Annotated in this window: 10 protein-coding genes; 3 read left to right on the top strand and 7 right to left on the bottom strand. The window is 53.6% G+C overall.

Going from position 1 to position 12,577, the window contains the following annotated elements; genetic code table 11:
* Positions 1 to 161: 161 nt before the first annotated feature.
* Complete coding sequence (gene ushA, locus AL515_RS07480) at positions 162 to 1,814, bottom strand: bifunctional UDP-sugar hydrolase/5'-nucleotidase UshA (protein WP_061067444.1); 1,653 nt, start codon at positions 1,812 to 1,814, stop codon at positions 162 to 164.
* 173 nt (positions 1,815 to 1,987) lie between these two features.
* Here ushA and fsr point away from each other — a divergent pair, with 173 nt between their 5' ends.
* A complete protein-coding gene (gene fsr / locus AL515_RS07475; protein WP_003021788.1) occupies positions 1,988 to 3,208 on the top strand; it encodes a fosmidomycin MFS transporter in 1,221 nt (406 codons plus the stop codon).
* A gap of 225 nt (positions 3,209 to 3,433) precedes the next feature.
* The gene (gene ybaL / locus AL515_RS07470; RefSeq protein ID WP_003835904.1) at positions 3,434 to 5,113 is read left to right on the top strand and encodes a YbaL family putative K(+) efflux transporter; all 1,680 of its coding nucleotides are present in this window, start codon (positions 3,434 to 3,436) and stop codon (positions 5,111 to 5,113) included.
* A gap of 92 nt (positions 5,114 to 5,205) precedes the next feature.
* On the opposite strand, the gene gsk is transcribed toward ybaL, so the two are convergent.
* A complete protein-coding gene (gsk, locus tag AL515_RS07465; protein WP_048212401.1) occupies positions 5,206 to 6,510 on the bottom strand; it encodes an inosine/guanosine kinase in 1,305 nt (434 codons plus the stop codon).
* A 152-nt stretch (positions 6,511 to 6,662) separates the two neighbouring features.
* On the opposite strand from gsk, the gene aes reads away from it, so the two are divergent.
* On the top strand, positions 6,663 to 7,622 hold the full coding sequence (gene aes, locus AL515_RS07460) for an acetyl esterase (RefSeq protein WP_061067443.1): 960 nt from the start codon (positions 6,663 to 6,665) through the stop codon (positions 7,620 to 7,622).
* Here the strand turns inward: aes and hemH are convergent.
* The 5 genes from hemH to AL515_RS07430 all read right to left on the bottom strand — a co-directional run bounded on the left by hemH (position 7,619) and on the right by AL515_RS07430 (position 12,557).
* Positions 7,619 to 8,581, bottom strand: coding sequence for a ferrochelatase (gene hemH / locus AL515_RS07455; protein ID WP_061067442.1), 963 nt, complete (start codon positions 8,579 to 8,581; stop codon positions 7,619 to 7,621). The two genes, aes and hemH, sit on opposite strands and share 4 nt — an antisense overlap.
* A 180-nt stretch (positions 8,582 to 8,761) precedes the next feature.
* Positions 8,762 to 9,406, bottom strand: a complete 645-nt coding sequence (gene adk / locus AL515_RS07450; protein WP_003021773.1) for an adenylate kinase — start codon at positions 9,404 to 9,406, stop codon at positions 8,762 to 8,764.
* 231 nt (positions 9,407 to 9,637) lie between these two features.
* Positions 9,638 to 11,512 carry a molecular chaperone HtpG gene (htpG, locus tag AL515_RS07440; RefSeq protein WP_048212404.1) on the bottom strand — a complete coding sequence of 625 codons (1,875 nt, stop codon included), beginning with the start codon at positions 11,510 to 11,512 and terminating at the stop codon, positions 9,638 to 9,640.
* Positions 11,513 to 11,622: 110 nt separating this feature from the next.
* Positions 11,623 to 12,228, bottom strand: a complete 606-nt coding sequence (gene recR / locus AL515_RS07435) for a recombination mediator RecR (protein ID WP_003021767.1) — start codon at positions 12,226 to 12,228, stop codon at positions 11,623 to 11,625.
* Positions 12,228 to 12,557, bottom strand: a complete 330-nt coding sequence (locus AL515_RS07430) for a YbaB/EbfC family nucleoid-associated protein (protein WP_003021764.1) — start codon at positions 12,555 to 12,557, stop codon at positions 12,228 to 12,230. Before AL515_RS07430 ends, recR begins: the two co-directional genes overlap by 1 nt.
* Positions 12,558 to 12,577: the final 20 nt, after the last annotated feature.

Raw genomic sequence — 12,577 nt, 5'->3', positions numbered from 1 at the left:
TGATGGCGTGCAGCTTTAAGGCCTGCAAATCGAATACTCAACAGGGCGTTATTGGTGAAGGCAGTTTGGACTCGGCCAGCGCGCAGGAACCGGAGCGTACATGAAGTACGTGAGGATTCCGAGCACTGCCCGTGTTCAAAATGGCGAACAAAATAGCCCTGTTACTGCCAGCTCACCTCACCCTTCGGCTCATACGCACCGACATCCAGCGGTGAGTTCTTCTGCACGTACTCCTTCAGCACTTCCGCATCAATAAATCCGGTATTCACATAGCCTGGTTTGTTATCAATACGCGGATAGCCATCACCGCCGGTGGCGTTGAAGCTCAGCGTTGCCATACGATAGGTTTTGGCTGGGTCAACGGGCTCGCCTTTGATTTTCAAATCGTTAAGCTTGCCGTCTTTCGCCACAAAGCTGACGTTGGCAAACTGCGGATAGGCCCCGGAGTCCGGCTTCATTTGCGCCACTGCGGTCAGATAGTCAATCACCTCTTTCCCGCTCATATCGGCATACACCACGATGTTGCCAAACGGCTGTACCTTCAGCACGCTCTTATAGGTGATATCGCCGCCTTCGATGGAGTCACGGATACCGCCGCCGCTCATCACGCCAAAATCAGCGCTGGTTCGCGCCATTTGCGCAGCCAGCAGCAGATGTCCCATGTTGGTCTGCACGAAACGGACTTTGCTTCGATCGCCTTCGAGGCGCGCATTGACGCTACCGATTTTCACGTCGAGTTGCGCTTTACCTTTATTCTGGAACGGCGTCAGCAGCGAAAGCATTTGCTGATTTTCCGCTATTTCCGGGGTGTAGAGTACGCGCTCACTTTTACCGTTGTCCCAGGTCACTTTTTTCTTCAGGTTGACTGGAATGAGCTGGTAGTTAACCATTTTCATTTCGCCGTTACGGAACTCAAAGTCCGCCCGGCCCACGTATTTTCCCCACTCGTGTGCCTGTACAATCCAGATCCCATTTTGCTTATCTGGCGCACACGGCGTACCCGGGACGTAATCCACCTGCTTCTTGTTCTCTGAAGCCATACACACCGGATCCTGTGAGTGACCACCCACAATCATCGCCAGCGAACCTGCTGGCAGGCTGCGCGCCATTTCGACATCGCCAGGGGCGTTCGAGCCGTGGTTGCCGTTGTCATAATGTCCCATATGGGTGGTCGCGATAATAATGTCTGGCTTTTCACCCATATTCAGTTCCTGAATAACCAGTTTGGCTTCATCAGCAGGTTTACGGAACTCAATATCGGTAAAGAACTCGGGGTTGCCTATTTTTGCCGTATCGTCAGTGGTTAAACCGAGTACGGCAATTTTTAAATCCTGGCGCTTAAAGATGGCCCACGGCTTAAATAAACGCTCGCCGGTGCTTTTCTGATAGATATTGGCCGAGAGAAACGGGAATTTGGACCATTTTTCCTGCTGGCGCAGTACGGTCATGGGATTATCAAACTCGTGGTTACCGACCGCCATCGCGTCATAGCCAATCAGGTTCATCCCGCGAAAATCAGGTTCCGCATCCTGCAGATCGGACTCCGGTACGCCGGTATTAATGTCACCGCCGGAAAGCAGCAGTACGCTGCCCCCTTCCTCAGCCACCTCTTTACGAATACCGTCCACCAGCGTTTTTTGCGCCGCCAGCCCATATTCCCCGTATTCACTACGCCAGAAGTGACCGTGATGATCGTTGGTATGTAGAATGGTGATTTTATAGGTTTTATCTTTTTCGTACGCCTGTGCAGGCTGACCTGCCAGCGCAAATGCGGCTAATAGCGCCAGCTCCACGCCCCGTTTCAAAAACGTCATATTTCTCTCCCTGAGCCAAAATCAACGACTGAAATTACAATGATATAAAATAATAGTCGAAAATGTTTTCAGAAATGAGACTTCCTTCAAACACCTTCCGCAGGTATGTTAGGCAAGTAATAATAACGAATTAGATTACCCTCATAATCGCAACCAAACAGAAGTGACTTTCTATGGCAATAAGTGAACCAACCCAGCCAGTGGCTGGCGCGTCAGCGTCGGTTGCTAAAGCACGCACCTCATTTGGCATTTTAGGGGCAATCAGCCTCTCCCATCTGCTCAACGATATGATCCAGTCGCTGATTCTGGCGATTTATCCACTTTTGCAGTCAGAGTTCTCGCTGACGTTTATGCAGATAGGGATGATTACCCTAACCTTCCAGCTCGCTTCCTCGCTGCTGCAACCGGTGGTGGGTTACTGGACTGACAAATACCCGATGCCGTGGTCGCTGCCCATTGGGATGTGCTTCACGCTGAGCGGGCTTGTTTTGCTGGCCATGGCCGGCAGCTTCCATATGGTGCTGCTCGCCGCGGCGCTGGTTGGTACCGGCTCTTCGGTATTTCACCCGGAATCGTCCCGCGTGGCGCGTATGGCCTCCGGTGGTCGCCACGGCCTTGCCCAGTCGATTTTCCAGGTTGGCGGCAACTTCGGTAGCTCTCTGGGGCCATTGCTGGCGGCTGTCATCATCGCGCCATATGGTAAAGGTAATGTGGCCTGGTTTGTGCTGGCTGCGCTATTAGCGATTGTCGTCCTGGCACAAATCAGCCGTTGGTATGCCGCGCAGCATCGGATGAGTAAAGGAAAGCCGAAGGTCGCTATCGTTAATCCGTTGCCGCGTAATAAAGTGGTGCTGGCGGTAAGCATTCTGCTGGTGCTGATTTTCTCCAAATACTTCTATATGGCGAGCATTAGCAGCTATTACACCTTTTATCTGATGCAAAAATTCGGATTATCGGTACAAAATGCCCAGTTTCATCTGTTTGCCTTCCTGTTTGCCGTCGCGGCCGGGACGGTGATTGGCGGACCATTAGGCGATAAAATTGGCAGAAAATATGTTATTTGGGGGTCTATCCTCGGCGTTGCGCCATTTACCCTTGTTTTACCCTACGCAACGCTGGAATGGACCGGGATTTTAACCGTGATCATTGGTTTTATCCTCGCATCGGCCTTTTCTGCCATTCTGGTCTACGCACAGGAGCTGCTTCCTGGGCGTATCGGCATGGTTTCTGGGCTATTTTTCGGTTTTGCCTTCGGCATGGGTGGCTTGGGAGCCGCGGTGTTAGGGCTGATTGCCGACCATACCAGTATCGATTTGGTCTACAAAATATGTGCTTTCCTGCCACTTCTGGGGATACTGACCATATTCTTACCTGATAACCGACATAAAGCCTGATTTTCTGACGGCCAAAGGTAAACTTTGGTCGTCATCACTTACAGCGGCCATCAGCGTTTGCCTCAAACATCCCCCCGTAGTTTTCCGATCCGTGCTTTTTTTCCTTTAAAATCCTGTTTTCATCAAAATTCAATAATTATTCATCAACATAAACATCAAAATTGTCATAAACTATTACTCGGAATTTGGGTTTTCAGGATCAACACAGCAACCAAAGGAGACGGAATGCATCACGCCACCCCGCTTATCACCACCATTGTCGGCGGCCTTGTGCTCGCTTTTATATTAGGCATGATTGCCAATAAACTACGTATTTCTCCTCTGGTGGGATATCTGTTAGCGGGCGTTCTGGCCGGTCCATTTACACCTGGTTTTGTTGCTGATACCAAGCTCGCGCCTGAACTGGCCGAGCTTGGCGTGATCCTGTTGATGTTCGGCGTCGGGCTGCACTTTTCCCTGAAGGATTTGATGGCGGTAAAGTCTATCGCCATTCCCGGCGCGATTGCCCAGATAGCGGTGGCAACGCTGCTGGGTATGGCGCTTTCAGCCGTATTAGGCTGGTCGCTGATGGTCGGTATCGTCTTTGGTCTGTGTCTTTCAACCGCCAGTACCGTAGTGCTACTGCGTGCGCTTGAAGAACGACAGCTCATTGACAGCCAGCGCGGGCAAATTGCCATTGGCTGGCTGATTGTCGAAGATCTGATGATGGTACTGACGCTGGTTCTCCTGCCAGCCGTCGCCGGAATGTTGGAAAAAGAAGATGTCGGCTTCGCTTCGCTGGCCGTCGATATGGGGATTACCATCGGTAAGGTGGTGGCGTTTATCGCGATTATGATGCTGGTGGGGCGTCGCCTGGTACCGTGGATTATGGCCCGCAGCGCCGCAACCGGGTCACGCGAGCTGTTTACCCTGTCAGTTCTCGCCCTTGCCTTAGGTATCGCCTTTGGCGCAGTGGAACTGTTCGATGTCTCCTTTGCGCTGGGCGCATTCTTCGCTGGTATGGTGTTGAATGAATCGGAACTGAGCCACCGTGCGGCGCATGACACCCTGCCGCTGCGCGATGCGTTCGCTGTACTGTTCTTCGTTTCCGTCGGGATGCTGTTCGATCCGTTAGTCCTGATCCAACAGCCGCTGGCAGTGCTGGGTACGCTGGCGATTATCATCTTTGGTAAATCCCTTGCCGCCTATTTCCTGGTGCGCATGTTTGGTCACTCCCAACGCACGGCGCTCACCATTGCCACCAGCCTGGCGCAGATTGGTGAATTTGCCTTTATCCTGGCGGGTCTGGGAATGGCGTTAAATCTGCTGCCGCAGGCCGGACAGAATCTGGTGCTGGCAGGGGCAATCCTGTCCATCATGCTCAACCCGGTGCTGTTCGCGGTGTTAGAAAAATATCTCGCCAAAACAGAAACGCTGGAAGAGCAGACGCTGGAAGAGGCTATCGAAGAAGAGAAGCAAATTCCGGTGGATATCTGCAATCACGCCCTGCTGGTTGGCTTTGGTCGCGTCGGCAGCCTGCTGGGTGAGAAATTGATGGCTGCGGGGATCCCGCTGGTGGTTATCGAAACCTCACGTACCCGGGTGGATGAACTGCGCGAGCGCGGGATCCGCGCGGTGCTGGGAAATGCCGCCAACGAAGAGATTATGAATCTGGCGCATCTGGATTGCGCACGCTGGCTGTTGCTGACCATTCCGAATGGCTATGAAGCGGGTGAAATTGTTGCTTCCGCTCGTGAGAAGTGCCCGTCGATTGAGATTATCGCCCGCGCGCATTATGACGATGAGGTGGAATACATTACCGAGCGTGGCGCCAATCAGGTGGTCATGGGTGAGCGTGAAATCGCCCGCACCATGCTGGAGCTGATTGAAACGCCGCCTGCCGGTGAAGTTGCTACTGCCAGTTAATGTTACGTGCCGGATGGCGGCGTAAAACGCCTTATCCGGCCTACATATTGCTACGCGTAGGCCCGATAAGCGTAGCGCCATCGGGCAAGAACTCAGCGATCCCAGTACGACTCTTCGAGACTGTCTTCACGTTCCGGCAAACCGCGCGTCAGGCGCGGTGAATGCTGGTTCAGCACCTGATAACTCACGCGATTAGCATATTTACATACCTGGGCTAGCGACGAGTAGGTCAACCAGGTGAACTTGTGCTTGCTGGAGTTAGGCACGTTACTGCGGTGATAGCTGTTAGCGGTAATATCATGCAGCAATGCCGCCAGTGCGCCGTCGCCAGCACCGTTGGTATTCATGATCTTTTCTGGCCCGCCCATATACGGCGCGATGTGCGAATACACGCGCAGCGGATGAGTACAGTCTTTATGGCGCATGGCGCGACTAAACTCGTACTGGTTAAATTCGGCAATCGCCCCTGGCAGCAGTGGGTGCTGAGTTTTGCGTTTCGCCTCTTCTTCAGTAAAGCCGGCCATATACAGACCTGCCGGACCCGCAGTACACAGCACCAGATCCACCCAGTCCAGCGCCTTGTCAGACGCCAGCAGCGGATCGTTCTCGCCGGTCAACGCTTCGGCTTCTTCTTCGTTCATCGCCAGAATAGAGACATTCTCTTTCAGGAATGTCTGCCACCACTGCGGGTTATCCGCAATAACGAATTTGGTGCCCAGCGTCAGTACCACTGGCACGTTGTGCTTTTTGGCAAATTCAATCGCCTTCATGGTCGCTTCCGGCATCGGTTCGCCCGGCTTACAGCGCACCAGATAGGAGGTCAGCACCAGCGCGGAAGCCCCGGCAATGACTGATTCAGGGATGCTATCCGCGCGCAGTTGGTTCATGTGACCAGGGCTGATGGCAAATGTACGCTCTCCGGATTCACCAATCAGCGTAAAGCAGCGGCCAATAGGACCATCTACACCCTGTAGATAGTTCAAATCGGTGCGGCTGGAGGTGTTGCATAAATAGCGATACGCGTAGCTACCAATTTCGATATTACTGCACATCACCCCCAACAGTACCGAACGGTCATCTGCCAGCACGGAATAGTTATGCATAGTGTTACCGATGGTGCCACCTGCAAACTGATGGGTGATCAGGTTTTCGCGTACCAGCTCCTGGTAGAGCGCTTCCGCAACATCATCTTCAATCACCAGAGAGTGCCCGGCGCTTAATCCATAACGTTTTACAAAATCATCATCCACTTTGGCTTCAATATCTACCAGCGTCTGGTCGATACCGACAACCCAGGCTGCGCTGGTTTCATTTTCTGGCTGAATTTGTTGCAGCAACGGATCGCGCGCGCTGACGGGGAAATAGTGTTTGGATTTACGTTTACCGGGAAATTTCATGGTCGATTTTACGGGTGGTTAACTGAGCGATGCATGGTAGCACATTCCCTGCTGCGCATGCGATGCGGCGCTGAGTTTCAATATCGGACGGTGAGATCGCAGTTTATCCGGGATTAATTTCTACAATAACTCACCTTCACAAGGAGTGTTTTATGAAGCCGGAAAACAAAATCCCCGTACTCGACAAAATTTCGGATGAAATGAAAAGCGTGGTGAATTTTCATCGCGACGATTTGCCACCGTGGCCCGCTGCCGATGACTTTGTGGCCCAGCGCCAACACTACATTCATGAGCGGCGATTGTGGAATGCCGATGCCCCGCAGATGCATACCCGCGAATGCGTGATTTCTACCGCGTGCGGCCCCGTTGCCACACGCATCTACGCTCCGCAGCCCCAAAGCCAGGCGACGCTGTATTACCTGCACGGCGGTGGTTTTATTCTCGGTAATCTGGATACCCACGACCGTATTATGCGTTTACTGGCGCACTACACCCAGTGCACAGTTATTGGCATCGACTATTCTCTGGCGCCGGAAGCGCGCTACCCACAAGCCATCGAAGAGATCGTCGCCGTTTGCCAGTACTATCATCAACATGCTGGCGACTATTCCCTCAATATCAATACGATAGGTTTTGCCGGCGATTCCGCCGGAGCGATGCTGGCGCTCGCCAGTGCGTTGTGGCTGCGAGATAAAAACATTGCCTGCGGCAAAGTCGCTGGCGTGCTGTTGTGGTATGGCCTTTACGGCCTGCAGGATTCACTGAGCCGACGGCTGATGGGCGGAGCGTGGGATGGTTTAACCCGCGAGGATCTGCAGATGTACGAAAACGCGTACCTACGTAGCGCTGACGATCGCGAGTCACCGTACTATTGCCTGTTTAATAACGATCTGACGCGCGACCTACCGCCGTGTTTTATCGCCGGTGCGGAGTTCGATCCGCTGATCGACGATAGCCGCTTATTATTCCAGACGTTACAGGCGCATCAGCAGCCCTGCCAGTACAAAATGTATCCCGGTACGCTGCACGCCTTCCTGCACTATTCGCGGATGATGAAAACCGCCGATGAAGCTCTGCAGGACGGCGCGCATTTCTTTAAGCAACAGCTTTAGCGGTAGGCTTCGGTCAGTTTCACCATCATTTCAATATGCTCCGGCGCGGCATTCAGCGCCGGAATATATTCATATTGCTTACCACCCGCTTCAAGGAAAATCTCCCGGTTTTGTACCGCTATCTCTTCCAGCGTTTCGAGGCAATCAGCCGCGAAGCCCGGACACATAACCTGGATATGTCGGGTTCCTTTCTCCGCCAGCATTTTTAGCATTTCGTCGGTATACGGTGTCAGCCATGGTTCGCGGCCAAAGCGAGACTGGAAGGTCATCATGACTTTTTCCGGCGGCAGGCCAAGCGCTGAAACCAGCTCACGCGTCGTATCGCGACAGCGCTGCGGGTAGTCATCGCCTTCATCGGCGTAGCGCTGCGGAATGCCGTGATAGGAGAGCAGCAGTAAATCAGGTTCGCCATGTTGAGCGAATGAATCCCGGGCGCTCTTGGCCAGCGCATCAATGTAGCTGCTGTCATCAGCGTAATCGCGAATAAATGAGACGCCAGGAATACCGCGTTTACGCGCTAAAATGCGCGCCAGCTCGTCCCAGACTGCCGCCACTGTCGAACAGGAATATTGCGGGTACAGCGGTAACACCACCATGTGTTCAACCCCGCTTGCCAGCAGTTCATCGACCGCGCTTTCGAGCGACGGCGAACCGTAGCTCATCCCCAGTGCAACAGGCGTATCAGGCAGACGTTGTGCCAGCGCCTGCTGTTGCGCCTTGCTGTAGACCATCAGCGGGGAACCGTCTTCCATCCAGATTGATTGGTACAGCTTTGCCACACGCGGCGCGCGCAGCGGCAAAATCACACCACGCAGCAACGGCCACCACAGTGCGGGGGACGTATCGACGACGCGTGGATCGCTTAAAAACTGGCGCAGGTAGCGCTTAACGGCTTCGGGGGTTGGGGCATCGGGAGTGCCGAGGTTTGCCAGCAGGATACCGGTTTTCGTCTGACGCATTACCGCCTCTTATCGATTCAAATTGTTGATAATTGTAGCGGAAAAGCGGTAAAGAAGAACTAATTGCTGTGAGAGGTAAGACGAGAATTTGCCTGATGGCGCTGCGTTTATCAGGCCTACAAAAAATCGTAGGCCGGATAAGGTGTATCCACCGCCATCCGGCATTAACCGCGTTAAAAATTAACCGAGGATTTTTTCCAGCGCTGCGCGAACGTCAGCCACGGCCTGAGTGCCGTCAACTTTCGCGTATTTGGTGTTACCCGCCTGCGCTTCTTTAGAGTAGTAGCCGATCAGCGGCGCGGTCATCTGATGGTATTCCACCAGGCGCTTGCGTACGGTCTCTTCCTGATCGTCTTTACGGGTGGTCAGCTCTTCGCCGGTCACGTCGTCTTTGCCTTCAACCTTAGGCGGGTTGAATTTGATGTGGTAAACGCGGCCAGAAGCAGCGTGTACGCGACGACCTACAATACGGTCAACGATCAGCTCGTCCGGAACGTCGAATTCCAGAACGTAGTCCACGTTGATACCCGCTTCTTTCATGGCATCTGCCTGCGGAATAGTACGCGGGAAGCCATCGAGCAGGAAACCATTACGGCAGTCTTCCTGAGCAATACGCTCTTTTACCAGCGCGATCACCAGCTCATCAGTCACCAGCTTACCGGCGTCCATGATGTCTTTCGCTTGTTTGCCCAGCTCGGAGCCAGATTTCACGGCGGCACGCAGCATATCACCGGTGGAGATTTGCGGAATACCATACTTCTCCATGATGAACTGAGCCTGAGTTCCTTTACCCGCGCCCGGAGCGCCAAGCAGAATGATACGCATTACGAAAATCCCCTTAAAGGTTGTCGATATTTTTTAAAAAGCGCTAAACGATACCACCATCACGCAATTGGCTCAAGGAAGCCACCCGCGCTGAAACGGTTAATGATGGAAAATTGAGTTCAGAAGGCGAAAAAAAGCCGGATGGCGGTGTAAACACCGTATCCGGCCTACTATTACGAGATACTGTAGGCCGGATAAGCGCTAGCGCCATCCGGCATTACATTACGGGTATCAGGACACCAGCAACTGGTTCATGCGACGGATGAACTGGTTCGGATCTTCCAGCGTGCCGCGCTCAGCAAACAGCGCCTGATCCAGCAGCAGTTCGACCCACTCTTTAAACTGCGCTTCATCCTGGGTATCCGCCGTGCGTTTTACCAGCACGTGGTCCGGGTTCAGTTCAAAGATATATTTCACTTCCGGTACGGCCTGGCCCGCAGCGGCAAACAGTTTCGCCATCTGGGTGCTCATTTCATCCGCATCGGTGGTAACGATGGCTGGCGTGTCGGTCAGACGGTGAGTCAGACGCACTTCTTTTACGCGATCGCCCAGCAAGGTTTTCACGCGCTCAACAAACGGCGTCAGCGCTTTTTCCGCTTCTTTTGCCGATTCGTCAACTTCATCTGCCAGTTTGTCGATGGACTCGTCGGCTTTGGCCACAGACTGGAACGGTTTGCCATCGAACTCGGTCAGGTAGTTCATCATCCACTCATCGATGCGGTCAGAAAGCAGCAACACTTCGATGCCTTTCTTACGCAGCAGTTCCAGGTGCGGGCTGCTCTTCGCCGCCGCATAGCTGTCTGCGGTGATGTAGTAGATTTTCTCCTGCCCTTCTTTCATCCGCGCAACGTAGTCTTCCAGAGATACGGTCTGTGCGGAAGAGTCAGTGTGCGTAGACGCGAAGCGCATCAGTTTGGCGATGGTTTCCTGGTTGGCATGGTCTTCCGCCGGGCCTTCTTTCAGCACCAGACCGAACTGTTTCCAGAAGGTCTGGTATTTTTCCGCGTCGTCTTTCGCCAGTTTTTCCAGCATCTGCAGTACGCGTTTGGTCAGCGCGCTACGCAGGTTACGGGTGACGGTGCTGTCCTGCAGGATCTCACGGGAGACGTTCAGCGGCAGATCGTTGGAATCTATCAGACCGCGCACAAAGCGCAGGTAGTTCGGCATGAACTGCTCGGCGTCATCCATGATGAATACACGCTGGACGTAAAGTTTCAGACCATGCTTGTGATCGCGGTTCCACATATCCCACGGCGCCTGCGACGGGATATACAGCAGGCTGGTGTACTCCTGCTTACCTTCCACACGGTTGTGGCTCCAGGTCAGCGGATCGGTGAAATCGTGGGCGATATGCTTATAGAATTCGTTGTACTCGTCGTCTTTGATTTCCGACTTGTTACGCGTCCACAGCGCCTGCGCTTTGTTGATCTTTTCCCAGGAAACCACGGTCTCGCCGTCTTTCTCTTCGGATTTTTCGATCTCGACCGGCAGCGCAATATGGTCGGAATATTTGCTGATGATGGAACGTACGCGCCAGTCATCAAGGAACTCGTCTTCGCCTTCGCGCAGATGCAGAGTAATTTCGGTACCACGGTCTTCTTTGGTGATGTCGGCTACGGTGTACTCACCCTCGCCCGCAGACTCCCAGAACACGCCGTTTTCCGGTTTATCACCCGCAGCACGGGTACGCACGGTGACTTTGTCCGCCACGATGAAGGCTGAGTAGAAGCCAACCCCGAACTGGCCGATCAACTGGCTGTCTTTCGCCTGATCGGAGCCCATGGATTCGAGGAAAGATTTGGTGCCGGATTTCGCAATGGTCCCCAGATGATCGATAACGTCATCACGGTTCATCCCCACGCCGTTATCGGCAATAGTCAACGTACGCTTATCTTTATCGAAGGAAACACGCACACGCAGCTCACCGTCACCTTCATACAGGTCCGGGTTAGACAGTGCGCGGAAACGCAGCTTGTCTGCCGCATCCGAGGCGTTAGAGATAAGCTCACGCAGGAAGATTTCTTTATTGGAATACAGAGAATGGATCATCAGGTGCAGAAGCTGTTTTACTTCTGACTGAAAACCACGAGTTTCTTGTCCTTTCATGTAGATCTACCTCAACAATGCCATTTTCAATGGTAAAAACACGTTGAGGGTGAAATGGGGACAAGCGGGAAGGATTTCAAGCGGAAGCCGCCGTCGCGGCCTCCGTTTGTTCAGAATTTAATCTTGTGTCGTCCTGCCAGAGAGTGCGATAGCGTGGTGCCATCGACCATTTCCAGCTCGCCGCCGACCGGAACGCCATGGGCGATACGGCTGGCTTCAACGCCATACTGCATGCAAAGCTCAGCAATATAGTTGGCGGTCGCCTCTCCTTCGACCGTGGGATTGGTCGCGAGGATCAGTTCGTTAATTTGCTCAGACGCCAGTCGCTGTTCAAGACGATCCAGCCCAATGTCATCAGGCCCGATACCGTCCAGCGGCGACAGGTGTCCCATCAGCACGAAGTAACGTCCGGAAAATTGCCCGGTTTGCTCAATGGCGTAGATGTCCGCCGGACTCTCCACCACGCAAATCTGACCGTTTTCCTGGCGACGCGGGTTCGAGCAGATGTTGCAGACGTCCTGCTCGGTGAAAGTGCGGCAATCGGCACAGTGGCCGATTTCCGACATTGCCTTCGTTAACGCCTGTGCCAGACGCATCCCGCCGCTGCGATCGCGCTGAAGCAGCGTGAACGCCATGCGCTGCGCAGACTTCGGGCCAACGCCCGGCAGACAGCGCAGTGCTTCCATAAGCTGAGTTAACAGCGGGCTGGTTTGCATCAGAACGGCATCTTAAAGCCAGGCGGCAGCTGCATTCCGGAAGAAACAGAGGCCATCTTCTCTTTCTGCGTCTCTTCAATGCGACGCGCCGCGTCGTTGAATGCCGCAGCAACCAGGTCTTCCAGCATCTCTTTGTCGTCTTCCAGCAGGCTTGGATCGATCTCCACGCGACGGCAGTTATGCGCGCCGTTGATGGTCACTTTTACCAGACCCGCGCCAGATTCGCCGGTCACTTCCAGCTTGGCGACTTCTTCCTGCATCTGCTGCATTTTTTCTTGCATCTGCTGGGCCTGTTTCATCAGGTTACCCAGACCGCCTTTACCAAACATAGGCTTCTCTCTCAATCACG

It is taken from the genome of Citrobacter sp. FDAARGOS_156, from assembly GCF_001559235.2.
GTDB lineage: Bacteria > Pseudomonadota > Gammaproteobacteria > Enterobacterales > Enterobacteriaceae > Citrobacter > Citrobacter youngae.
Note: the sequence above shows the minus strand (reverse complement) of the source record. Positions and strands in the feature narration are given on the sequence as shown.

Coding starts and splice junctions, on each gene's coding strand:
- ushA (WP_061067444.1), bottom strand. CDS start 1,814: ATGACGTTTTTGAAACGGGGCGTGGAGCTGGCGCTATTAGCCGCATTT.
- fsr (WP_003021788.1), top strand. CDS start 1,988: ATGGCAATAAGTGAACCAACCCAGCCAGTGGCTGGCGCGTCAGCGTCG.
- ybaL (WP_003835904.1), top strand. CDS start 3,434: ATGCATCACGCCACCCCGCTTATCACCACCATTGTCGGCGGCCTTGTG.
- gsk (WP_048212401.1), bottom strand. CDS start 6,510: ATGAAATTTCCCGGTAAACGTAAATCCAAACACTATTTCCCCGTCAGC.
- aes (WP_061067443.1), top strand. CDS start 6,663: ATGAAGCCGGAAAACAAAATCCCCGTACTCGACAAAATTTCGGATGAA.
- hemH (WP_061067442.1), bottom strand. CDS start 8,581: ATGCGTCAGACGAAAACCGGTATCCTGCTGGCAAACCTCGGCACTCCC.
- adk (WP_003021773.1), bottom strand. CDS start 9,406: ATGCGTATCATTCTGCTTGGCGCTCCGGGCGCGGGTAAAGGAACTCAG.
- htpG (WP_048212404.1), bottom strand. CDS start 11,512: ATGAAAGGACAAGAAACTCGTGGTTTTCAGTCAGAAGTAAAACAGCTT.
- recR (WP_003021767.1), bottom strand. CDS start 12,228: ATGCAAACCAGCCCGCTGTTAACTCAGCTTATGGAAGCACTGCGCTGT.
- AL515_RS07430 (WP_003021764.1), bottom strand. CDS start 12,557: ATGTTTGGTAAAGGCGGTCTGGGTAACCTGATGAAACAGGCCCAGCAG.